At 72.9% G+C, this 23,682-nt stretch carries 17 protein-coding genes and 3 pseudogenes; 8 read left to right on the top strand and 12 right to left on the bottom strand.

The annotated features are described in order from the left end of the window. Window positions 1-154 precede the first annotated feature (154 nt). Entirely contained in the window at window positions 155-673 is a 519-nt protein-coding gene (locus D6689_08520) for a hypothetical protein (protein ID RMH42323.1), read from the bottom strand. 77 nt (window positions 674-750) lie between these two features. Between D6689_08520 and glnD the strand changes: the two genes are divergently transcribed. The 3 genes from glnD to D6689_08505 all read left to right on the top strand — a co-directional run bounded on the left by glnD (window position 751) and on the right by D6689_08505 (window position 5,859). Further along, window positions 751-3,471, top strand: a complete 2,721-nt coding sequence (gene glnD / locus D6689_08515) for a [protein-PII] uridylyltransferase (protein ID RMH42322.1) — start codon at window positions 751-753, stop codon at window positions 3,469-3,471. 127 nt (window positions 3,472-3,598) lie between these two features. Further along, window positions 3,599-4,765, top strand: a complete 1,167-nt coding sequence (locus D6689_08510) for a PIG-L family deacetylase (GenBank protein ID RMH42321.1) — start codon at window positions 3,599-3,601, stop codon at window positions 4,763-4,765. Then, entirely contained in the window at window positions 4,489-5,859 is a 1,371-nt protein-coding gene (locus D6689_08505; protein RMH42320.1) for a glycosyltransferase, read from the top strand. The genes D6689_08510 and D6689_08505 overlap by 277 nt, the downstream gene beginning before the upstream one ends. Here the strand turns inward: D6689_08505 and D6689_08500 are convergent. Together D6689_08500 and D6689_08495 are read right to left on the bottom strand one after the other, a co-directional pair. Continuing rightward, window positions 5,829-7,457, bottom strand: coding sequence for a formate--tetrahydrofolate ligase (locus tag D6689_08500; protein ID RMH42319.1), 1,629 nt, complete (start codon window positions 7,455-7,457; stop codon window positions 5,829-5,831). The two genes, D6689_08505 and D6689_08500, sit on opposite strands and share 31 nt — an antisense overlap. Before the next feature lie 522 nt (window positions 7,458-7,979). After that, window positions 7,980-8,069: pseudogene (locus tag D6689_08495) on the bottom strand (acetyl-CoA carboxylase biotin carboxyl carrier protein subunit). A 221-nt stretch (window positions 8,070-8,290) separates the two neighbouring features. Between D6689_08495 and D6689_08490 the strand changes: the two are divergent. After that, window positions 8,291-9,490, top strand: coding sequence for a hypothetical protein (locus tag D6689_08490; GenBank protein RMH42318.1), 1,200 nt, complete (start codon window positions 8,291-8,293; stop codon window positions 9,488-9,490). Window positions 9,491-9,720: 230 nt separating this feature from the next. Here the strand turns inward: D6689_08490 and D6689_08485 are convergent, their stop codons facing one another. The 8 genes from D6689_08485 to nadE form a co-directional block, all read right to left on the bottom strand. Then, the gene (locus D6689_08485; protein RMH42317.1) at window positions 9,721-10,008 is read right to left on the bottom strand and encodes an acyl carrier protein; all 288 of its coding nucleotides are present in this window, start codon (window positions 10,006-10,008) and stop codon (window positions 9,721-9,723) included. Next, complete coding sequence (locus D6689_08480; protein ID RMH42316.1) at window positions 10,005-10,727, bottom strand: acyltransferase; 723 nt, start codon at window positions 10,725-10,727, stop codon at window positions 10,005-10,007. The genes D6689_08485 and D6689_08480 overlap by 4 nt, the downstream gene beginning before the upstream one ends. 2 nt (window positions 10,728-10,729) lie before the next feature. Further along, entirely contained in the window at window positions 10,730-11,323 is a 594-nt protein-coding gene (locus D6689_08475) for a GNAT family N-acetyltransferase (GenBank protein ID RMH42315.1), read from the bottom strand. Window positions 11,324-11,443: 120 nt separating this feature from the next. After that, complete coding sequence (locus tag D6689_08470) at window positions 11,444-11,689, bottom strand: acyl carrier protein (protein RMH42314.1); 246 nt, start codon at window positions 11,687-11,689, stop codon at window positions 11,444-11,446. Between the two features lie 19 nt (window positions 11,690-11,708). Next, the gene (gene prmC, locus D6689_08465) at window positions 11,709-12,557 is read right to left on the bottom strand and encodes a peptide chain release factor N(5)-glutamine methyltransferase (GenBank protein ID RMH42313.1); all 849 of its coding nucleotides are present in this window, start codon (window positions 12,555-12,557) and stop codon (window positions 11,709-11,711) included. Next, window positions 12,554-14,125 (bottom strand): AMP-dependent synthetase, encoded by a 1,572-nt coding sequence (locus tag D6689_08460; GenBank protein RMH42312.1) that lies wholly within the window; start codon window positions 14,123-14,125, stop codon window positions 12,554-12,556. The genes prmC and D6689_08460 overlap by 4 nt, the downstream gene beginning before the upstream one ends. Next, a complete protein-coding gene (gene asnB / locus D6689_08455; protein RMH42311.1) occupies window positions 14,122-16,185 on the bottom strand; it encodes an asparagine synthase (glutamine-hydrolyzing) in 2,064 nt (687 codons plus the stop codon). Before asnB ends, D6689_08460 begins: the two co-directional genes overlap by 4 nt. A 5-nt stretch (window positions 16,186-16,190) precedes the next feature. Next, window positions 16,191-17,204, bottom strand: a complete 1,014-nt coding sequence (gene nadE / locus D6689_08450) for an NAD(+) synthase (protein RMH42310.1) — start codon at window positions 17,202-17,204, stop codon at window positions 16,191-16,193. A 281-nt stretch (window positions 17,205-17,485) separates the two neighbouring features. Between nadE and D6689_08445 the strand changes: the two genes are divergently transcribed. The 3 genes from D6689_08445 to galE all read left to right on the top strand — a co-directional run bounded on the left by D6689_08445 (window position 17,486) and on the right by galE (window position 21,558). Then, window positions 17,486-19,453 carry a hypothetical protein gene (locus D6689_08445; GenBank protein ID RMH42309.1) on the top strand — a complete coding sequence of 656 codons (1,968 nt, stop codon included), beginning with the start codon at window positions 17,486-17,488 and terminating at the stop codon, window positions 19,451-19,453. Between the two features lie 131 nt (window positions 19,454-19,584). Then, window positions 19,585-20,514 carry a hypothetical protein gene (locus tag D6689_08440; GenBank protein ID RMH42308.1) on the top strand — a complete coding sequence of 310 codons (930 nt, stop codon included), beginning with the start codon at window positions 19,585-19,587 and terminating at the stop codon, window positions 20,512-20,514. A 75-nt stretch (window positions 20,515-20,589) separates the two neighbouring features. Further along, a complete protein-coding gene (gene galE, locus D6689_08435; GenBank protein RMH42307.1) occupies window positions 20,590-21,558 on the top strand; it encodes a UDP-glucose 4-epimerase GalE in 969 nt (322 codons plus the stop codon). A 434-nt stretch (window positions 21,559-21,992) separates the two neighbouring features. Here galE and D6689_08430 read toward each other — a convergent pair. Next, window positions 21,993-22,175, bottom strand: a pseudogene (locus tag D6689_08430) (hypothetical protein). Between the two features lie 512 nt (window positions 22,176-22,687). On the opposite strand from D6689_08430, the pseudogene D6689_08425 reads away from it, so the two are divergent. Continuing rightward, a pseudogene (locus D6689_08425) lies at window positions 22,688-23,188 on the top strand (DUF4091 domain-containing protein). Window positions 23,189-23,682: the final 494 nt, after the last annotated feature.

Raw genomic sequence — 23,682 nt, 5'->3', positions numbered from 1 at the left:
ATGGCCTGTATCGAAACGGCCCGCCAGCGTACCCCGGGGCGTTCGTAGCGCCATATCGCACCGCCGGCCCGCGCGGCGGCGTCTTGCCGGCGATCACAGGGGTCACCGCCACCGCCGCCGACGTTTCGCGGCGAGCCGTCCGGCGCAAGCCGGGTCAGTCCATCCGGACGAACAGGGGGACGTTGCGGTGGATGGCGGCATTGGCGCCGCGGTGAAACGCGCGCCACAGGTGCCGCATGTGCTGGTCCTTGAGATCGATCGCATTCGCGTCGTCGTCGAACCCGAGCGGCTCGGGGCCGATGTCGTCGTCATCGAAGTCGTCGTCGTCGACGTCGTCGTCGTCCTCGTCGTCCTCGTCGATGCCGATGTCGTCCTGCATGTTCGCCAGCGCGAGCAGCAGCGCGGGCGCCGAGCCGATGGTGTAGCCGGCGGCCTCGAAGACATCCTCGAACTCGACCGGCAAGTAAATATCGCAGCCCGCGTCGTTGGCTTCGAGCTGATCGCGGAAGTCGGCGAGCAGATCGTCGTCGATGTTGCTCTCGATCACGTGCGCGTCGTCGTCGCCGTCGCCGTCGAGCGCCGGCGCGCCGTGTTCCTCGAGCGCTCGCATGATCGCCGCGATCTCGTCGTCGTCGAGGAAGTTGGTCAGGGGACCGATCTCCAGGGTGGCCATAGCTTCTGGGGCTTACGCCAGGCCGAGAGGCGTTGTCAAACCTTTGACGGCCGGTTCGGCCGGTGTACACCTGACGCGTGACCGACCCGATCGCCCCGCCCGCCGCGCCGCGCGACCGCGCGGCACGCCTGCGCGAGGCGATCGACCGCGCTCGCCGCGGCGTGGCGGCTCGGCTCGACGCCGGGGCCGGCGGCCTCGCGGCATGCCGTGCGCTGTCGCGGGCCTACGACGACGAGGTTCGCGCGCTGTGGGACGACGCGGTGCGCGCCGCCGGCGCCGAGGCACGGGGGTTGGCGTTGGTCGCGACCGGCGGGTGGGGCCGCGAGCAGATGTGCCCCTTTTCCGACATCGACTTCGTCGTGCTGGCGCCGCGGCCGGAGGCGGACGCGCCGCGGGCGGTCGCCGACGCGCTGCTCTACCCGATGTGGGACGCGGGCTGGCGGGTCGGCCACGCGATCCGCGCGCCGCGCGACGCGGCCCGCCTCGCGCGCGACGACCTGCCCACGGCGACGGCGCTGCTCGACGCGCGCTGGCTCGCCGGCGACCGCGCTGTCGCCGACGAGCTGGCGCGCGCGACCGCCCGCGCCGTCGCGCGCGACCGCAACACGAACGACTTCATCCACCGTCTCGCCGCCGAGCGGCGCGCGCGCCACGACCGCTTCGGCGCATCCTTGTACCTGCTCGAACCGAACCTCAAGCAGGGCATCGGCGCGCTGCGCGACCTGGCGACCGCTCTGTGGGCGGCGCAGGCGCGGTGGGGCGTTCGCTCGTTCGACGACCTGGTCGCGCTGGGCGAGTTGTCGGCGCGCCAGGCGGGCCAGATGGCCGCCGCCCTCGACCGGCTGCTCGAGCTGCGCGCGCGCGTGCAGCTCGCGGCCGGGCGCGCGACCGATCAGCTCACCTTCGAGTTGCAGGAGGCGATCGCGCCGGAGCTGTATCCGGACGCGACGCTGCCGGAGGGCGACGCGCGGCCGGCGGTGGCGCCCGCGGTCGAGGCGCTGATGCGCGACTACTACCTGCACGCGCGCGCCGTCACGCAGATCGCCGAGCGCGTGCTCGAATACGCGCTCGTGCCGCCGCGCCGGCGCCCTCGCATCGCGCGCATCGATCCGAGCTTCGTCGCATTCAATGGCAAGCTGTCGTCGCGGGATCCGGACGTATTTGCGCAGCGACCGTCGGAGATGGTTCGGCTGTTTCGCGTCGCGGCCGAACTGGACATGCCCGTCTATGCCCACACCGCCGATGTCGTCGCGGAGCGGCTCGCCCAACGTCCAGACCTGCTCACCGGCGATCGGGAGGCCTCGCGGCTGTTCGTCGACGCGCTCATCGATCCGCGCGATCACCGCCGCCCATCGCTGCTCGAACAGATGCACGGCCTCGGCATCTTGAACTCGCTGATGCCGGAATGGGCGCCGTGCACGTGCCGCGTGCAGCACGACCTGTACCACGTCTACACGGTGGACCAGCATCAGTTGTACGCGGTGGCGTTGCTCAAGCGGATCGCGCGCGGCGAGTTGGCCGACCGCGCGCCGACGGTGACCGAGGCCGTGCGGGCGGTCCGCCGGCCGGTGTCGTTGTATCTGGCGACGCTGCTGCACGACGTCGGCAAGCCGCTCGGCAAGGGCCACGCCGAGAAGGGGGCGCGACTGGCCCGCGCGATCGCCGAGCGCCTCGGCGTCGACGCCGAGGACGTGGATCGCACGGCGCTGCTCGTGCGCGAGCACCTCACGATGGCGCACCTGTCGCAGCGCCGGGATCTGTCCGACGACGCGATGATCGCACGATTCGCCGACCGCATCGGCGACGAGGAGACGCTGTCGCAGCTGTTCGTGCTCACGTTTTGTGACACCGCGATGACCGCGCCGGGCAACCTTACCGAGTGGAAGGGCCAGCTGTTGCGCGAGCTGTACGTCAAGGCGCGCGCGTATCTGCGCGGCGGGGACGCGGCGGCCGACGGCGACGCGGAGCGCGCGGCGCGGCGGCTGCGCGAACTCGTGCGCATGCAGGTCGTCGACGAGGGGATCGGGACCGAGGCCGAGGTGGACGCATTCTTTACCGGCTTGCCGGACCGCTACTTCGCGCAGCTCGCCCAGCGGCAGATCGTCGAGCACTTCCGGTTGGCGCGCGCGTATGCGCGGTCGGACGCGCCGGTGGAGCTGTCGGTTCACCGCCGCAAGGGCCACGGCCACACGGAAGCCGCGGTCGTGTCCCGCGACACCCGGGGGTTTCTCACCGCGGTCGCCGGCGTGCTCGCGGCACACCGGATCGACATTCTCGGCGCCGTCGTCGGCACGCGGCGAGACGCGCCCGGCGGCGATCCGCTGGCGCTCGACGTGTTCTACGTGCGCGACGCGCAGGGCCGCGCGATCCCGGAGGACGACCCGCGGTGGGACCGCGTACGCGCCGACCTGTGCGGGCTGTTCGACGAGCGCGGCCTGCGGGTCGACGAGGCGGGGCGTCTCATCGCGCGCCGCCGTCCACCGTCGGGGCTCAAGCCGCGGGTCGAGCCGGCCGTGCCGACGCAGGTCACGATCGACAACGACGTGTCTGACGACTACACGGTCATCGACGTGGTGACCCAAGACCGCGTCGGTGTGTTGTACACGATCGCCAACGCGCTCACCGAGTTGGGGCTCGATATCTTCCTGTCGCGCGTGGCTACCGAGGGAAATCGCGTGGCCGACACGTTCTACGTCGCCGCGGGCACGCCGCCGCGCAAGATCGACGACGCGGACCGCCTCGGCGCCATCCGCGCGGCGCTCGAGCGCGCGCTGCGCCGCGAGGGGGCCGACCGGTGAGCGCCGTCGACGCGCCGCCCGGGGTGGAGTTCGCCGGCGCGGCGGCCGGCGAGTTCGAGGCGCGGCCGGCGGCGCGCCGCCGCGCGAAGGCGATCTTCTACTACGTGTTCGCCGTCGCGGTTCTCACGTGGACGCTCGCGTGGCGGCGAAAGTTTCAGCCGGGGGTCGAGATTCTGCTCGCCGCCCCGGTGTTGTTCCTGGGGGTGGCCGCCGTCGGTTACGCGGTGCGCGCCGCGCGACTGCGGATCGATCGCGACGGCGTGCGCTGGGGGTGGAGCCAGTACGGCTTTCGTATGGGGACGGACCGACTCGCGCGCGCGATCGTGTACGACGACGCGGTGGCGATGGTGTCGCGGCGCGGCGGCGCCTGGTACGTGGCGGCGCGCGACTGGGCGCGGTTCGACGACCTCGCCGAACGACTTCGCCAATCGGCGCTCCCGACGGAGCGGGTGCGCCGGCGCGCGCCGTGGCGCGCCAGGTTCCAGGCGTTCGGGCTCACGCTCGACGCTCTGCTGTTCGCCGACGCCACCGGCGCGACGATCGCGCTGGCGATCGCGTTGGCGCTGTGAGGCGCCGGGTGCGGATCGCGGGCATCTGGGCGCACCCGGACGACGAGTCGTTTGCGGCCGCCGGACTGCTCTCCCTCGCCGCCCTGCGCGGCGCGCGCGTCGACGTGGTGTGCGCGACGCGAGGGGAGGCGGGGCGCGCGCGAGAGCCGGTGGCCGGGCCGCTCGCGGCGGTGCGCGTGCGCGAGCTGGCCGCCGCGTGCCGCGCGATCGGCGCGGCGCCGCCGACGGTGTGGGGGCTGCCGGACGGCGCGGTCACCGCCGGCGACGTCGCGCTCGCCGCGCGCCGGTGGCTCGCCGGCGCGCGGCCGGACGTCGTGGTCACCTTCGGCCCGGACGGCGGCTACGGCCACCGCGACCACATCGCCGTGAGCCGCGGGGTGGCCGAGGCGGTCGGGCCCGGTGTGCGCGTTCTGCACGCGGTGTTTCCGACCGGGTTGCTCACCCCGGTATGGGCCGCGCTGCGGCGGCTGCGGCCGTCGCCGGTCGTCGATCCGCTGCCGCCGACTCCGCGCGCGCCGCAGCTCGTGGTCGACGTCGCGCCGGTGCGCGCGCGCAAGCTCGCGGCGCTCGCGGCGCACACGTCGCAGCTCGCCGGCGGCGATCCGCGCACGTTCCTGTGGCCCGGCGTGGTGGACCGGCTGCTCGCGACCGAAGCGTTCGCGGTCGCCGCGGGGCCGCCGCTTCCGCCGGGCGCGGCCGATCCGTTCGCCGGGCTCGACGTGTGATGCGGGTCGTTCACGTTACGCGCGGGTTTCCGCCCCGCTGCATCGGCGGGATGTCGACCGCGGTCGACGCGATCGTCGCGATCCACCGGGACGCCGGCTGGTGCGTCGGCGTCGTGTCCTTCGACGGCTATCGCGCGCGCGCGGCCGGCGCGGTCGCCCCTCGCGTGCGACAGGACGGGGCCGGCGGCTGGATCGTCCGCGTGCTCGGCGCGGCCTCGGCCGACGAGGCGCGCGCGCGCATCGTCGCGTTCGCGCCAGATGTGGTGTATCTACACCATGGCACACTGTGGTCCGAAGTGGATGACGCGTGCCGTCGCGTCGGCGCGCGCGTCGTCGCCGTGGCGCACGTGTGCCAGGCGGTGCAGGCCGCCCTGCGCGGCGTCCGCAGCGTACCGCGCAGCGTCGCCGCCCAGCGCGCGCTGCTTCGCGCCGCCGACGAGGTGATCGCGCCGTCGCGCGCGGCGGCCGACGCGCTGGCCGCCGACGTGCCGGAGTGTGCGTCTCGCCTGCGGGTCGCGGCGCTGCCGGTGCCGGACTGCGCGGCGGCGCTCGCGGCGGCCGGCCCCCCGGCCCGTGGCGGCCCGATCCTGTACGCGGGGCGGTTCTCCGACGTCAACGGCACCGCCGAGTGGATCGCCGCGATTCCGGCCGTCGCGCGCGCGTGCCCGCGCGCTCGGTTCGTCGTCGCCGGCGGCGTCCCGGAAAACCCGCGGGCCGATGCTCGCTGGCGCGCGCGGTTTTCCGCGAGCGCGCCGCAGGCCGAACTCGTCGGTTGGCTCGGCCGCGATGCCCTCGCGCGCCACTACGCCGGCGCGTCGATCGTGGTCGTGCCGAGCTGGTTCGAGACGTTCGGTCTCACCGCGGTGGAGGCGATGTGCCGCGGCCGCGCGGTCGTGGCCACGGCCGCGGGCGCGCTGGTCGACCACGTCGAGCCCGGCGTGACTGGCGTGCTGGTGCCGCCGCGCGACCCGGTCGTGCTGGCCGAGGCCGTCGCCGCGCTGGCGCGCGATCCGGACCGGGCGATCGCGCTCGGCACCGCCGCGGCCGCAGCCGCGCGCCGCCGCTACTGCAGCCCCACGACGTCCTGGCCGTGAAGATCGATCGATTCGGCGCGCGGAGTCCGCGGCAGCCCCGGCATGCGCAAGATGTCGCCGGTGAGCACGACCAGGAAGCCGGCTCCGGCGTTGATCTGAATCGCGCGCACGGTCACGTCGAAGTCGCGCGGTCGGCCGCGCAGCTTGGGATCGTCAGACAGCGAGCTGTGCGTCTTCGCGATGCACACCGGCAGCTTGTCGTAGCCGAGCCGCGCGATGTCGGCCAGGTCGCGCTCGGCCTGCTTGGTGAAGGCGACGTCGGACGCTCCGTACATGCGCGTCGCGACCGCGCGGATCTTGTCCGGCACCGACTGCGCCAGCTCGTACAGCGGGCGGAACCGGGTCTGATCGCGCTCGGCCTGGCGCACGACCGCGCGCGCGAGGTCGACCGCGCCCTCCGCGCCCCGGTCGAAGTGCTCGGCGACCGCGAACTCGATGCCGCGGTCGCTGCAGAACCGACGGACGACGTCGATCTCCTCATCGGTGTCGGCGCCGAACCGGTTGAGCGCGACGACCGGCAGCTCCGTGAACATGTGGATGTTCTCGATGTGCTTTTCGAGGTTGGGCAGGCCGCGGTCGACGGCGTCCGGGTTCGGGCGATCGAGGGCGTCGACCGCGACGCCGCCGTGGAGTTTGAGCGCGCGTACGGACGCGACGAGCACGACGGCCGCGGTGTCGAGGCCCGCGCTGCGGCACTTGATGTCGTAAAACTTCTCGGCGCCGAGGTCGAAGCCGAACCCGGCCTCGGTGACCACCCAGTCGGCGACCCGCAGGCCGAGCTTCGTCGCGATCACGCTGTTGCAGCCGTGCGCGATGTTGGCGAACGGGCCGCCGTGGACGAGCGCCGGTGTTCCCTCGAGGGTCTGGACGAGGTTGGGGAACATCGCGTCGCGCAGCAGCGCGAGGGCGGCGCCGGTGGTGCGCAGGGCCGCGGCCGCCACCGGCTCGCCGGTGCGGGCGAACGCGACGAGAATCCGGTCGATTCGGCGCCGCAAATCATCCGCGTCCTCGGCCAGGCACAGGATCGCCATCAACTCCGACGCGGCGGTGATGTCGAAGCCCCCTTCGCGCGGGATGCTGTTGGCCTTGCCGCCGAGTCCGAGCACGATGTGGCGCAGCGCGCGGTCGTTCATGTCGAGCACGCGCGGCCACAGCACGCGCCGCGGATCGATGTCCGGTTCGCGGTCGAAGTGGATGTGGTTGTCGAGCACGGCCGCGATCAGGTTGTGGGCCGACGTGATCGCGTGGAAGTCGCCGGTGAAGTGCAGGTTGATGCGGTCCGACGGCACGACCTGGGCGCGGCCGCCGCCGGTGCCGCCGCCCTTGATGCCCATGCACGGGCCCAGCGACGGTTCGCGCAGCGCGATGCACACGCGGTGACCGAGGCGCGCGAGCGCGTCCCCGAGGCCGATCGTCGTGGTCGTCTTGCCTTCGCCGGCCGGCGTCGGCGTGATCGCCGACACCAGGATCAGCTTCGGCGCGGCCGGGGCGGGCGCGTCGATCCGGGCCGGATCGACCTTGGCCGCGAAGTTGCCATAGGGCTGCAGCGCGGCCGGCGAAATGCCCAGGTCGGCCGCGACGTCGACGAGCGGTCGCATGGCGCGGCAGTGTACAGCATGCACACCGCCATGCGCGATCCGCTACGCCGAGGGCTGGGGCGTGCCCGCGCCGACCCGGTAGCCGTAGTACAGGCCGATCGCGCCGAACAGCACCATCCACACCAGCGATTTGGTGTCGTCCATCAAGAACCCGACGTAGCCGCGCTCGTCGACCGCTTCGCGCACGCCCGCGATGAATGCGTCCTGCTCGGCGGACGTCGCCTCCGTGTAGCCGGGCACGACCTTGGCCGCCTCGGCGCGCAGCGCCGCGTCGCTCGTCTGGGCGCGGAAGCTCGCATAGCTGCCGCCGAACACGCCGAGGGCACCGAACACGGCCGCGAGCAGGCCGATCGCCGGTGCGTGACCGCGACCGAGCGCCGCTGCGACCCAGCCGGCCGCGACTCCGCAGCCGATCGCGATCCACCCCACCTGGAAGTGAAGAAAGTACTCGACCGCGAACCACAGCAGGCCGCCGGCGGCCGCGCCCAGCGCGGCCCCGATCGCGGCGAGCGGCAGCGACGGCGGCGCCGGCGCGACGACCGGGGCGGCGGCCACGGGAGCGTCCGCGTCCGCGGACGCCGTCGACGGCGTCGCTGCCGCCGGCGCCGCGCCGGGAGTCCCCAGCGGGGCGATGACGTCGCGATCTCGGTCCTTCGGGTCCATTCAGTCCTCCTGATCCTCCGGTCCGGCCACCCGGTCGCGACTGTAGTGGGTCCCGGCGGCGGGATGCAACTGCATTGTGTCCGCGTGCGCGCGGTCGCACGGGACGGCGCGCGGCCCGCGCGGCGTCCGGCCGCGCGTTTGAGCGGCGCCGGCCGGTTTGCTAGCGTGGCGTGGTGCGTCCGCCATCGTTTCGGTTCGCGCTCCCGTCGCCGGCGACCGAGCCGGCGTATCGCGCGTTCGTCGACCGCCTGCCGTACTGTTCGCCGGACATCGAGCGGTTCGCTCCGGATGTGGCCGGGCGCGCGTTCGTCGACGTGTGGCTGCGGCCGGGCGGCGACGGCGCCGCGGTCGAGGCGCGATTGGCCGAGCTGTACGCGGCGATCGCGCGCGGCGCGTTTCGCGTTCCGACGGAGGTGTGGGTCGACCGGCGCGATCGGGCGGCCCCGCCGTCCCGGCCGGTGCTCGACGATCTGATCGCCCGGCGCTGGCTCGTCCCGTTCGACGCCGGGCGCGTCGCGCTGCAGGGCCCCGCGCTCGCGTTGTACGACTACTTCGACGAGCAGTTCGAGGCGATCGCGGCGGAGTTCGGCGCGGCGCGCGCGGCGTTCCCGACGCTGATCTCGATCGAGACGCTCGAGAGGGCCGAGTACCTGCAGTCGTTTCCGCACCACATCACGCTCGCCCCGCCCTTGCGCGGCGATTCCGCGGCGATCGACGCCTTCCGCCGCAGTGTCGCCGGCGGCGGATCGCGGTTGGCCAGCGCCGCCGAGCCGGACCACGTGCTCAGTCCGACGGTGTGCATTCACTGCTACGAGGCGGTGCGAGGCCGGCGGCTGGCGCCCGGCGAGCTCGTCTGCGCCACCGCGATCGGCAACTGCTTTCGCCACGAACGCGATCGGCTCGATTGTGCGGCGCGCCTGTGGGACTTCCACATGCGCGAGATCATCTTCATCGGCGATCGCGATCGCGTCGCGCGAGCCCGCGCCGACAGCGTGGACCGGGTCACGCGCTGGCTCGACGAACTCGGTATGCGCTACTGGATCGAGACGGCGACGGACCCGTTCTTCATCGACCGCTTCGCCCCGCAGGCGTACTTCCAACTCGCCAACAAGACCAAGTTCGAGCTGCTGGTGGACGACCCGGGCGGCGACCGGCCGCTGGCGCTCGGCTCGTTCAACGTCCACCACGATTTCTTTGGCAGCGCGTTCGGTCTGTCGCTCGCGGGCGGCGAACCGGCCGACACGGGTTGCACCGCGTTCGGGGTCGAGCGGTTCGTCTACGCGTTCGCGACGCAACACGGCCTCGACCCGGCGCGCTGGCCCGAGCCCGTGTGCGCGTTCGTGGCGTCGCGCAATCTGTCGTGTCTGTGACCGCTCGATCGGCGCGCGTGGCACGGGGCCGTCGCAGGCGGCCGGACAGCCGCTAAGTGGCTGTTGCAACTCGGCGCGCCAGCGAGGTTGCGAGCTGCGAGGCGAGGTTCGGCGCACGCCCGCAGCGCTCGACGGCGCGTATCCACATACGGAACCGAAGGGCGCGAGGACGTACGCCGACGATCGCCCGCAGATCGCGACCGCAGCCGGTGGCCGTGCGCCACAGCCGCCTAGCGCAGTCGGCGGACGAGGTCGGCGAGCGCCTCGACCGTGCGCGCGTCGCCGAACGCCTCGTCCGGGATCTGGACGCCGAACGCGTCTTCGAGCGACAGCAGCAGGTCGAGCGCGCGGACCGACTTGACGCCGACGTCGCGGTACAGGTCGGCGCGAGGGTTGATCGCGCTCGGGTCGGACAGGCCGGCGATGCCGGCGACGATCGCGCGTACGCGATCGAGATCGCTTGCGTCCGGCGTGCCGCCGGAACCGGAATGTGTTGCGTCGACGGTCATGTCGTTCACCAGGGTCGCTTCAGGATGCGCGCGGGGACTCCCATCGCCAGCGCCCCGGCCGGAACATCGCCGGTGACGACGCTGCCGGCGGCGACCACGGCGGCGCGGCCGATCGTTGCGCCCTTGAGCACCTTGGCGCCGATCCCCAGCCACACGTCGTCTTCGATCCGCACCGGGCGAATGTCGTCGGGGCGTAGCTCGGTCACGCCCGCGGCGCGAGCGTCCGGATCCGTCGGATGGGCGTCCGAGTCGCCGATCCAGCAATCGGCGGCGATGCCGACCCGATCGCCGATCGCGACGCGCCGGTTGACCACGAAGCGCACGCCGTGGCCGATCGACACGCGGTTGCCGAAAATCAATTCCGGCCGGTCGCAGAATCGCCCGCTCTTGACCGAGAACAAGCCGAAGTGACAGTCGTCGCCGACCACGATGCGCGCGTGGCCGACGACGTACGGCAGCGACGTCACGTGCAGGCGGGCGCCGACGCGGTCGAACCGCGCGCGCACCATCGGCTCGATCAACAGCTTGGCGGCCGCGAACTCGCGCGCGGCGATCCAGCCGTCGTGCGCGCGATACAGCGCCGCGAACAGCGGCCGCGTCAGGCGCGTGTCCGGCATGTTCCAGCGCAAGGCCCAGCGATACACGTCGCGCGCCGCGCGCGCCGCGGCGGAGTCGCCGCGGCGGACGCGCAGCAGCAGGTCGTCGACGATCCGATCGAGGGCGGCCATCGTTACGCGGCGGTTACGAACGTCGGCCGCACGGCGTCGGACTCCGCGAGTTGTTCGGCGGCGAGCGTCCTGTCCTCGGCCAGATAGATGCGCCAGATCGGCATCACGGCGATGCCCGCGGCCGCGAGCGACCGCGTGGCGCCGTCGAGCTGGTGCTTGACGAAGAAGCTCGCCTCCCACCGCTTGCCCCAGCCGGCGAGCACGCGCAGCTCCTCGACGAAGCCGGCGCGCCGCACGCCGCGGCCGCGGTGAGACGGCGCCGTCCACGCGTCGTAGCCGTAGCCGGTGTCGGGGCCGAGCGCGATCGTGCAGCCGGGCAGGGACGGGTACGACGCCGTCGGCCGCGCGTGCAGCCACGTGTAGCCGACGACCTCGCCGTCCACCTCCGCGAGCAGCCAGTATTCCCCCCGGTCGAGCCGCTCGGCCAGCTCGGACAGGTGCGCGTCGTCGTGGTGGTCGCGGTCGAGGCGGGCCAGATCGTCGGCGGCGCCGCGGCGAAACCGAACCGGCGCGTCGAGCTCGAGTTCGGCGGGGCTGCGCGGCGCCACGTCCGTCGGACACAGACACACGTACACCTCGCGCGCGAACACCAACACGGCGCAACCCTACCATGGGCGGTGCGGGGGCGCGCCATCGTTCCGTCCACGGTGGCAGACCGCGCCGCCGGCGGGGCGCCCGCACCGCCGGGGGTCGGAGCGCGGCGCCGCGATCGGGCGTCACCCGGCGCGCTTGCGCTCCACGAACGCCGCGATCGCGTTTACCGAGTCGAGGTTTTCCGGAATCATCTCCTCGTCGTCGACCTCGACTTGAAACGTGTCCTCGATGAATCCGATCACCTCGAGGACGCCGGTGGAGTCGATGATGCCCGCGTCGAGCAACGACGCGTCGTCGGTGAGCGCGCCGGGGTCGGCGACGTAGAAGTTCGACGTGATGAACTCGCGGATCTGCTGTTTGGTGTCCATGGTCCGATCGGCAGAAGGGTCAGAGGGGTTTCTTCGACGCGACGGCGACGCGGGGGTTGCCGTCCGGGTCGGGGACGGTCGCGATGTGGTCGTAGACCCGCGCCCGGCGAAACAGCGCGGTCATCTGGCGATCCTGGCCGAGGCCGAACTCGAACATCAGCCAGCCGCCCGGCCGCAAGAAGTCAGCCGCCACCTTGACGACGCGCTGCTGGATCGACAGCCCGAACGGGCCGCCGTCGAACGCCTCGCGTGGCTCGTGATCGAGCAGCGCGCGGCGGTCGCCCTTTTCCAGTCGCGACGTCGAGATGTACGGCGGGTTGCACACGACGAGGTCGATCGTGCCCTCGAGGCCGCGGTCGCGCAGCGGCTCGAACAGGTCGCCCTGCACGACCTCGACGCGGTCGGCGACGCCCGCGCGCGCGGCGTTGCGGCGCGCGAGCGCCACGCACGGTTCGGTGAGGTCGGCCGCCCACACGCGCGCGGCCGGGACGTGGACGGCGATCGCCACTGCCAGGTTGCCACTGCCGCAGCACATGTCGATCACCCGCGGCGCGCGCCCGGGCTCCAGCTCCTGCAGCCGGGCGACCGCCGTGCGGCCCAGCAACTCGGTCTCCTCGCGCGGAACGAGCGCGCCGGCGGCCACTTCCAGCTCGATGCCCATGAACTCCTCGGTGCCGAGGATCATCCCGAGCGGCACGCCGCGCGCGCGCTGCGCGATCACGGCGTCGACGTCGAGGTCGGGCCGCGCGTCGACCGCCCGCGCGAGTCGAGCCGCCTCGCGCTCCGGGTTGTCGGCGCCCGCGTCCGCGAGTCGCCGCCGCAATTCCTGCTCGGCCGCGCGTTTGTGTTCGTGGTCGACCGCGGTCATGCCAGCTCCGTTTTCTGAATCTTGCCGGTCGCGCCCTTGGGCAGCGCGTCGCGAAACTCGACGTACTTGGGCACCATGAAGTTCTCGAGGCGCTTTTGGCACTCGCGCTGGATCCAGCGCGGGTCGCGGGGCACGCCGTCCGCGACCACGACGAACGCCTTGATCGCCTGGCCGAGGATGTCGTCGGGCACGCCGATCACCGCCGCCTCCTGAACGCCCTCGATCGCGTACAGCGCTTGCTCGACCTCCTTCGGCGCGACCTTCTCGCCGCGCGACTTGATGACGTCGTCCATGCGGCCGACGAAGTACAGGTGGCCGTCTTCGTCCATCTTGCAATAGTCGCCGGTGTACAGCACGGTCTCGCCCGGCAGCGGCCCCAGCCGCAGCTTCTTCGCGGTCGCCTCCGGCTTTTCCCAGTAGCCCCGCATCACGGTTGCGCCGCGCACGACGAGCTGGCCGACCACGCCGGGGCCGACGCGGTTGCCGTCGTCGTCGACGATCCACAGCTCCGTGTTCGGGATCGCGATCCCGACGCTGTCGGGTTTGACGTCGATCAGCTCGGGCGGCAAGTAACTGCATCGCTTGCACTCGGTGAGCCCGTACATCGAAAAGATCTTCGCCTGGGGAAACATCTCTCGCAGCATGGTGATGTGCTTGACCGGCAGGGCGGCGGCCGTGTTGGTCACCGCGCGGATCGCGGACAGGTCGTAGCGATCGATGTGCTTGAACTGCGCGAGCAACGCGAAGATGGTCGGCACGCCCGGAAACACCGTGACGCGCTCCGCGGCCATCTTGGCCAGCACCTTGGCGGGAAACGCGAAGCTGCGTTCGAGCACCAGGCGCGCACCCCAGCGCGCGGCCATGATCATCTGGTACAGGCCGTAGTCGAACGCCAGCGGCAGGGCGCACAGGATCACGTCCGATTCGGCGATCTCCAGGTACGTGCCGACGGACGTCGCCGCGGTGAGCATGTTGCGGTGCGTGAGCATCACGCCCTTGGGTTCGCCGGTCGACCCGGAGGTGTAGATGATGGACGCCAGATCGAGTTCGTGGTTGCGCCGCTCCGGTGGTGCTCCGGGGTCGCCGCTGGCGAGCGCGTCGGCCCACGCGACGCCGCCCGGCAGCGACGCGAGGGCGCCGGCCGGGTAATCGCCCGACACGATCACGGTCTTTACGGACTTGGCCTGCGCCACCGCCGGCTCGAACACCCGCCGCAGGTGGGCGTCCGTGATCAACGCGGCCGCACGGCAGTCGTCGACCAGGTAGCGCAGCTTGTCCGCCTTGGTGAGCGGATTGACGACCGACACGACCGCATTCGCCTTGAGCACGGCCCAAAACGCCACGGCCGTCTCGATGGTGTTGTCGGCGAACACGATCACGCGGTCGCCGCGGTCGACGCCGCGAGCGGCGAGCGCGTGCGCCAGCGCGTTGGATCGCGCGTCGAGGTCGGCGAACGTCGCGCGGTCGTCGCCGTAGACGACCGCCACCTTGTCGGGCCACTGGCGCGCCGCGCGCAAGATGTAGTCGTGCAGTTGAGGCACTGCGCCGTGCAACTCGAGCGTCGTCATCGGTGTCCTCCGCAGTCGCGGCGCGCCGGTCCGGCGGCCGCCGATGGGTCCACGTCGTCGGAATCGATCGATACGTCGGTCGTGAGCACCGCCGCGTCCGGGTCGCCGGCGTCGGGCGCCGCGCGCACCAGGCACTCGTGCAGAAGCTGCGTCGACAGCACGCCGACGATCGCCATGTTGTCCGCGTTGGAGAACTGGCCGGCGCCCGCGCGTTGCACGCACTTGCCGACGAGCTGCGCGATCGCCTTCGGGTCGAACACGCCGGCCTCGACGATGGCGCGCTCGCTCAAGCACTCGGCCGCGTAGTCGGGAAGCGCGCCGTCGCCGACGAACGCCAGCGCGTCCGGTGCGCGGTACGGCTGCTTCGGGCGCGTCCGGATCGCCGCGGGCACGAGGTCGGCTGCCGCCCGCTTGAGCACGTGCTTTTCGTCGAGCACGCGCAGCTTGTACTCCGGCGGCAGCGAGTGGGCCAGCGCGACGACGTCGGGGTCGAGAAACGGAAAGCGGCCCTCGACCGAGTGGGCCATCAGCATTCGGTCGCCCTGGGAGCACAGCAGATAGCCGGCCAGCAGGGTGCGAATCTCGAGGTACTGATCGCGCGCGAGATACGACCACCGCGAAAACTCCGGCGGCAGGTCGGCGAGGAGTTCGGCGACCGCGTCGACCCCGGCGAGCGCCGCGCGCAGGTCGGCGGAAAACAACCGCTTGAGCCCGCTGGTGGTGTGCCACCGGGTGTCGTGAGTGAAGTCGGGCTCGCGCCAGCGGTCGAGATTGCGGCCGAAGAACCGGCGCGCCATCGCCTGCTGCGACACCGGCGACCGCGCCAGGTACGGATACAACTTTTGCAGCAGCAACGGGCGCAGCCTCGACTGGGGCTGGCGCGCCCAGAAGCGGCGGACGACGCCCTCGCGAAACAGGTCGTACCCCGCGAACATCTCGTCGGCGCCCTCGCCGGTGAGGACGACCTTGATGCCCGTATCGCGCACGAGCCGCGACAGCAAGAACAGCGGCGCGGGAGCGGTTCGCAGCACGGGGCGCTCGGTGTGCGCGACGACCGCCGGGAACACGTCGGCCACGTCGCGCCGCGACACCACGATCTCGTGATGGTCGCTGCCGAGGCGGGCGACCATCGTCCGTTGATACTCGGTCTCGTCGTACTCGGCGTCTGCAAATCGCAGCGAGAACGTGTGAAAGCGGTCGCCGATCGCTCTGCGGCCGAGCGCGGCGACCAACGAACTGTCGAGGCCTCCCGACAGGTAGCTGCCGACCGGCACGTCGGCGCGCAACATCCGCAGCGACGTCGCGCGTTCGAGCGCCGCGCGCACCGCGGCGACCGCCTCGTCGAGCGAGCCGGAATACCCGTCGCCGGGCCCGGTCGGAAACCGCGGCGCGTCGTACGGCCGCTCGACCACGTCGCCGTCGCGGTAGACACGAACGTGGCCCGGCCGCACCTCGCGCACGGCGGCGAACGCCGTGTCGGGCGGCACGGGGCTCCAAAACGTGAACGTCTGGTCGAGACCGCGCGGGTCGAGCGCCCGCGGAATGGCCGGGTCGGCGGCGAAGATCGCCTTGACCTCGCTGGCGAAGTAGACGCGGTCGCCGCGCTCGCACACGTGCAGCGGCCGGATGCCGACGCGGTCGCGCGCCAGCACCAGCTCGCGGCGCGCGCGGTCCCACAGCGCGATCGCCCACTGGCCGTTCAACCGCTCGAACGCGTCGAGTCCCCACTCCGCGTACGCGTGCAGGATGACCTCGGTGTCGCTGCGGGTGCGGAACGCGCGCCCGGCGGCGACGAGCTCGTCGCGCAGCTCGACGTAGTTGAAGATCTCGCCGTTGAACGCGATCCAGTAGCGCCCGTCGGCCGTGCCCATCGGCTGCTGGCCGGTGGCCAGGTCGATGATCGACAGCCGCGCGTGCGCCAGGCCGCAGCGACGGTCGCGGAACACGCCCATCTCGTCGGGGCCCCGGTGGCGCAGGGCGAGCGCCATCCGCACGAGCGCGTCGCGCGGCGGCGGCGGACTCGCGCCGCGGCGACTCGCGATCCCCGCGATGCCGCACATCGCGGCTAGTGCCCCGCCTCCGGGGCCGCGCCCGCGCCGGCGGCCGCGACGCCCTCGATCGGCTCGACCAACAGCGGCGGCTGGTGCATGTACCGCGTCGCGCGCCGCTTGGCCGCGATGTCGCGATACACCCGGTCGACCTGTTCCGGCGTGAGCTGCACCGCACCGGCGACCTCCGCCGCCGGGATGCCGTGGTTGTACGCGTACAGACACAGGTCCATGCGGTCGTACGGCAGCGCGAAGTAGAACTCCTCTTGCGTCTGCTCGAGCGAATAGGTGTCGGTGGTCGGCGGCGCGGCGCGGATCTCGTCGGGAATGCCGAGGTACTCGGCGAGCTGGTAGACCTGCGTCTTGTACAGGTGGGCGATCGGCTTGAAGTCCGCCGTCCCGTCGCCCTGCTTGACGAAGAAGCCCTGGTCGTACTCGAGCCGGTTCGGCGTGCCGGCGACCGCGTAGTTGAGTCGGTCGGCGTGGTAGTACTCGGTCATCTTGCGCACGCGCTGCTTGAAGTTGGTCGCCGCGACGAGCTGCAAGTAGGCGCCGAGCGGCATGCGTTCGGTGCGGCGTTCGCCGTCGGGGCGTTCGACCGTGAGCCGGAACACGTTGAGCCGCTGGCGGTCCAGGATCGACGGCAGCGTGATCTTGCACTTCCACCCGTCGCCGTAGTCCGGGAACACCTGCCGGATCGCCTCCTGCTGGCGCTGGTAGCAACCGATGCCCTCGAGCGCAGGCGAGATGTCCTCGACGATCGCCTCGATGCCGATCGCGGACGCGGCCATGCGGCCGAGGCGAAGCGAGTCGGGCGACGAGTCGCGCTCGGGCATGAACAGCCCGAGGACCTTGTCGGCGCCGAGGGCGCGCGCGCACAGGGCGGCGACGACCGAGCTGTCGATGCCGCCGGACAGGCCGAGCACGGCGCCGCGGCGGCGCAGCTCGCCGCGGACCTGGCGGCGAATGGCCTCCGTGATGCGCGCGACTTCGGCAGCCGGGTCGAGATGGAGGACGCTGGCGGAGAACATGCGTGCGGTATCCGTGGCAGGGGTAGGCGGGAAGGGGCGCGCGTCCGGGGGCAACCGGGGCCCGCGCGCCCCGGTGTTTACCACGGCGGGCGCGTGCGGCGGTAACGCAGATCACGCCGTTACCCGACGACTGCCCCAGCCTCGCGCCGCCGGCGGCCGGCGGATCGGGGCGGCCGGCCCGCGACCGCGGGCGGGGCGGGCCCCGGACCGCGCTCGCCGGCCGCGCCCTCGCATGATTGTGCGAATGGTGCGCGGCCCGGGGCCGCGGCACGTTGACGGACATGAAGCTCTTCCACGCAGTGTTCATTCCGATTGCGCTCCAGGTGGGCGCGGGCTGTCTATCCCCGGAGGTCGCGCTCGACGGCGAGTCGCTGGGCGACGAGGCCGAAGCGAGCACCGTCGCGCCGAGCAGCTCGCAACTCGCGACGCTGTACACCTGGTACAGCCCGAGCCGTCGCGACTACTTCACCACGACCCAGGCGGCGTGGGCGGGCAGCCCGGGGGACACCCGCAGCCCCGACTACCAGTTCGTCCGCGTCGAAGGGCGAGTGTGGCGGCCCGACGGCCCGCAGCCTCTCGACACCACGCCGCTGTACCTGTGGTGGAACGGCGCGCGGCGCGACAACGTCCTGGTGGCGGGCACGAGCTCCGACGGCTGGCTGACGCGCGCCGGCTATCGCCGCGTGCGGCTCGAGGGCTACGCGGCCGACACGCCGCTGGCCGGCACGGTCGCGCTCGACTTCGTCTACAGCAGCGACGACTACGCCGCCACCGCCGACCCCACGTGGGACGAGGCCGGCTACCGGCGCTGGCGCACGCTCGGCTACATCTTCCCGCCCGGCTTCTGGATGGAGACGACACCCGAGCCCGAGGCGTTCGGGTACAACCGCAACCCGGTCGAGGGGACGCGGCCGCTGCTCGTCATCGTCCGCACCGCGTCGGCGATCGTGCCGGCGACCAGCCAGGGAGCGGCCTTCTACCGCCAGCTGGTCTTCGGCCCCGGACCAAAGACGATCCCGGGGTTCTTCCGCGCCAACTCGTACGGGAAGTTCACGTTCGCCCAGGCCGGCGTCGTGCAGGTCGTCACGCCGACCGCCAACGACGCCAGCGCGATCCAGGCGGCCGCCGCGGCCGGCTTTGCCTTCGACCGGTACGACCGGAACGGCGACGGCACGGTGACGTCTGACGAACTCACGGTCGTCGTGGTGAACAAAGACGGCCAGGGCTGCGGGCAGACCCGCCCGGTGTCGTGCGTGCGCCCCGCCGGCGCGAGCGCCAACGTGTGCCTGTCGAGCGTCAGCTTCGTGGGGGAGTTGGCCAACCTGACCACCATCGCGCACGAGATCGCGCATCAACTGACCATGTGGGACATCTACGGTCCGGGGGCGCGGTGGAACGCCGCGGCGTCGACGGCCGCCGCCACCTGCACCGGGAGCAACGACACCCGGAGCTTCCAGTTCGACGCGTGGCACAAGATGCACTGGGGCTGGATCCGCCCGCGCGTGGTCGCCATCGGCCAGCCGGCCACGGTGGAGACGCTGTACACCCCCGGCGCGTTCGGCACCTACGGCTACGAGGGCAAACGTCCCGTCATCCTGTTCGATCCCGCGCGCGGCACCCGCGAGTTCTTCGTGCTCGAAGCGCGCTCGACCGACGGCGCGTACGATTCGGACGTGGCCGACGACGGCATGGCGGTCTGGCTCGTCAACCTGAAGGCCGATCTGTCCCCGGCCGACATCCGGTTCCAGGCCGATTCCGATCCGGCGATCGAGCACATCTTCGGCGTCCGCCTGTTCCACGGTCCGGACCGCGACGGCAACACCGGGCCGCGGGCCGGCACCGGCCGGTTCTTCCGCCCCGGGGACGGCGCGCTCGCGCTGCGCTGGTCGGACGGCACGACGGCGGTGGACGCGGTCGCGTTCGCGTGGCAGGGAGCCAGCCGCACCGTCGGCTTCGTGCAGATCGGCGGCGACGCCACGTTCCGCGCTCGGATCGACGCGCCGCGGCTGGTGGCGACGCGCGGCGCGCCGCTGTACATCCCCGGCGTCTTCGGCCTCGAGGGCGCACGCGTCGTCGAGCTCGCGGACGCCGCCTCGCTCGGCGGCACCCTCGCGGTGCGGCAGTGGCTGCCCGAGGGCGGCATCACCGTGGACATCCCGGCGGGCCTGGCGCCCGGCGACTACACGTTGCGCGTGCGCGGCGCCGGAGCGGGCACCGAGTCGAACCGCGCGGAGGTCCACGTCCGCTAATCGAGCCGTCGTTACGCGAACGGGGCGGCCCCTGCGGGCCGCCCTTTTTTTCGCGTGCGATGCGCGTCGCGGCTGCGGCGCGCGTCCGTTGTCGCCCGCGCGCGCCGCGCGTGGTGTAGATTGCAGGCGCGATGATCGCTCGCGCGTCCCGCCCCCGGTTTTGGCTCGCGGCTGCCGCGTGTGCCGTCGCGACGGCCGCCGCGTGTGCCGACGGCGCGGGCGGCCGGCGCGGGCCGCGCCCGACGCCGGTCGCGGACCCGGGCGCCGGGCCGCCGGCGGGGCCGGGCGCCGCGCCGCCGGCGTTCGTGGTCGACGGGCGCGCGATCGCCGAGTTCGGCGCCATCGACGACCGCTGGCTCGACGCGGCGCGATCCCACCTGCGCATCTTCTACGGCCGGCTGTCGCACGGCGACCAGGTCATCCACGGGCTCGATCTGCTCGCTGCCAGCGACGGCCGCTACGCGTACGGCGATCGGTTCCTGCACCCGTTTTACTCGTCCCTCGATCCGCGGCCGGACACGCCGGCGTGGGAGCCGGCCACGCGCGCGGCGCTCGCGCGCGGCGACTACAACGTGGTTCTGTGGGCGTGGAGCAGCTGGCTCGGCAAGCCCGACAAGGTCGACGAGCGGCACGTCGCGACCGAGTACCTCGCGAAGATGGAGCAACTCGAGCGCGACTTTCCGTCGGTGCGATTCGTGTACGCGACCGGCCCCGCACCGACCTGGCGCGACCCGGACGGGCACATGCGCGCCCGCAACGACCAGATTCGCCGCTACGCGATCGAGCGCGGCAAGGTGCTGTTCGACGTCGAGGACATGGAGCTGCGCGACCCGAGCGGGCAGCTCCACGCCGACGGCACCGACCGGTGCGAATGGTGCGAGTCGTGGTGCGCGGTGCACGACTGCGGTCCGGCCGCGCCGGGAGGCTGCTGCGGCGACACGTGTCGCAAGTGCAGCGAGTGGAGCCACACGCACTGCTTCAACTGCTACCGCAAGGGAATGGCGCTGTGGGTGCTGGCGGCGCGGCTCGCCGGGTGGCCCGGCCCGGGAACGGGGCGGTGATGCGCCGGTCGACCGCACGGCCGCGGCCGCGGCGCGTGTCGCGGGGGCGTCGATGAGTGCTATGGAGGGGGCGTGATGACCGTTCTCGTCACGGGCGGGCTCGGCTTCGTCGGCTCGCATTTCGTGTGGGCCGCCGCCGACGCGGGGCTTCGCGTCGTCGTGCTCGACGACCAGTCGGCCGCCGGGCGACCGCGACTGCCCGACGCCGTCGAGGTCGTCGTCGGCTGCGTCGGGGATGCGGAGCGGGTCGCTGATCTGCTCGCGCGCCATCGGCCCGAGGCGATCGTCCACTTCGCCGGCAAGATCGAGGTCGGCGAATCCGTGCGGAACCCGGGTTTGTACTTCGACGTCAACTTCGTTCGGGCGCTGCGCCTGCTCGACGCCGCGGTCGCCGCGGGCGTGGAGTCGTTCGTGTTTTCGTCGACCGCGGCGGTCTACGGCGAGCCGCGCGCGGTGCCGATCCCCGAGACCGCGCGCACCGAGCCGATCAACCCGTACGGCGCGTCGAAGCTCGCGTTCGAGCACGCGCTCGCCGGCTATTCGGCGGCGCACGGGCTGCGCTGGTGCGCGCCGCGCTACTTCAACGCGGCCGGCGCGCGGCCGGACGGCACGCTGGTCGAGGCCCACGACCCGGAGACGCATCTCATTCCCCTCGTCGTCGACGCGGGGCTCGGCCGGCGCGGGCCGATCTCGATTTTCGGCGACGACTACGACACGCCCGACGGCACGTGCATTCGCGACTACGTGCACGTGTGCGATCTGGCCGACGCCCACCTGCGCGCGCTCGAGCGGCTCGCGGCAGGCGAGACGATCGGGCCGGTCAACCTCGGCACCGGGCGCGGCAGCTCCGTGCGCGAGGTGATCGACGCGGCCGGCGACGTGCTCGGCGCGCCGGTGCCGCACGGGGTGGCGGCGCGGCGGGCGGGCGACCCGACCGCGCTCGTCGCCGACGCGCGCGCGGCGGCCGAGCGGCTCGGCTGGCGCCCGCGCCGCTCGGACCTCGCCACCATCGTGGAAGATGCGGTTCGTTCGCGCCGCAACTAACGCCGCCGTCGCCGCCGCCGTCGCCGCGAGCTGCGGGCGGGGGCGGCCGGGCGAGCCGGATCGCGCGTGGCGGCAGCCCGCCCCGCCGGTGCCGGCGGCGGCGCAGGTGTGGGTGGTCGACGACAGCGTGCGCGTCGGCCGGCGCGACGGGCCGCGCCCCGAGTTTGCGGGCGAGGGCAACCCGGTGTGGGCGCCGGGCGGTGCGGTCGATCTGTTCGCGCTGCCGGGCGAGACGATCGCGTTGCAGGTCGGGATCACGGCGCCCGCCGGGGGCCTCGCGAGCGTGACCGTCGACCTCGAGCGGCTCGACGGCCCCGACGGCGCGCCCGGCCTGCGCAATCCGGTCGGGGCCGCCCCCGCGTCCGGCCGCCCGATCGAGCGATTCGTCGTGCACGACCTGGTCGTGGAGCCACGATCGCACGGGCGGGATCCGGCCGAATCGCTCGGCTGGTACCCCGGCGCACGGCCTCCCGACCGCGGCAACCGCGGCCTCGTGCCCGACCCGCTCATCCCGGTCGACCTGGCCCCCGCGTGGTGCGACTATCCGATGACGGTACAACCGGGAGAGCACCGCCTCGTCTGGATCGATCTCGCGCTGGCCGACGACGCGCCCGCCGGCGACTACCGCGGCACCGTGCGCGTCGCGGCCGCCGGCGCGCCGCTGGCGGACATCCCGGTGCGCGTGCGCGTCGGCCGGCACCGGCTCCCGTACGCCGCCGTCAAGACGATGCTGGTCTACCACCCCGACGCGATCCGGCGCCGCGCAGGCGATGCCGCGATCGCGCAGTATTTGCAACTCGTGCACCGGCATCACATCACGCCGGTGTTCCGCATCAATTCGGCCGCGGAAGCCGCGGAGCGCGCGCCGCAGCTGTCGGGCGAGCTGTTCACCGCCGCGCGCGGCTACCGCGGCCCCGGCGCCGGCCGCGGCCAGGACGTGATCGCGATCGGGACCTACGGCTCGCTCGGCGAGCCGGGACCGCGCGCGCTCGCCGCGGTCGAAGCCGCCGTCACCGCGCTCGACCGCGACGGGTTGCTCGCCGGCCGCGACGCGTTCGTCTACGCCGTCGACGAGCAGTGCGACAGCGATCGCGCACCGCGGTGGCGCGCGCTGTTGGACCGCAGCGCCGTGCCGGCGGTGCGCCGGCTGCTGGTGGCGCACACCTGTGACCGGCCGCCGGCGGCGCAGCCGGTCGACCTGGCGATCGTGCCGTCGTGGACGTACGACCCGGCGCTCGCCGCCACCGCGATCGCCGGCGGCAAACGCGTGTGGGTCTACAACGGCCGGCTGCCGCGCACCGGCTCGTTTCTCACCGATGGCGATCCCCTGTCGTTGCGCGCCAACGCGTGGTTGCAGGCCGTGTACGGCGTCGAGCGATGGTTCTATTGGGAGTCGGTGTTCTGGGACGACGACAACCGCGGCGGCCGCGGCCCGTACGACCCGTGGACGCGCGCGATCACGTTTCACAACGACGACGGCGACGTCGCCAACGGCGACGGCGTGCTCGTCTACCCCGGGCGGCAGCCGCGGTACCCGGACACGTCCCTCGGGTTTGCCGGCGTGCTTCCGTCGATCCGGCTCAAGCAGTGGCGGCGCGGCATCCAGGACGCCGGCTATCTCGCGCTCGCGCGGCGGGTGGACGCGGCGTCCGCCGACCGCGTGGCGCGCGGTCTGATCGGGCGCGGCTTCACCGACGCGGGCACTCGCGGTGCGCCCGCGTGGCCGCGCGACGGAGCGCGGTGGGTCGAGGCGCGGCGCGCGCTGTTCGACCTGATCGAGGCGCGCTGACCGAACGGTCCGGTCCGGTCCGCGCCGCGCGCCGTCGACCGAACCGGCGCGGCTCGCCGGTCGTTGGCGGCTCGCGCACGCGCGCGAACAGCGCGCAGGATCGATGCGGCGCGCCGGGGGTTGACACGGCGCGCGGCAATTGGGTAGCATGCGCGGCAAGCCGCGACGGTCCGCGTCGCGCCCCCCTTCAGCCCGAACGTGGCAAGGAGTCCGAGCATGTCGAAGGACAGGCGGAATGTCGCGCGCGCGGTCGCGTTGAGCGCGCCGACCGCGGTGGTGTGGCTGGTGATGGCGGTCCGGACGCTGTACGCCTACCCCGCGGCGGTCACGGACGT

It is taken from the genome of Deltaproteobacteria bacterium (genome assembly GCA_003696105.1).
Classification (GTDB): domain Bacteria; phylum Myxococcota_A; class Polyangia; order Haliangiales; family J016; genus J016.
This window is presented reverse-complemented; position numbering and strand designations above follow the sequence as displayed.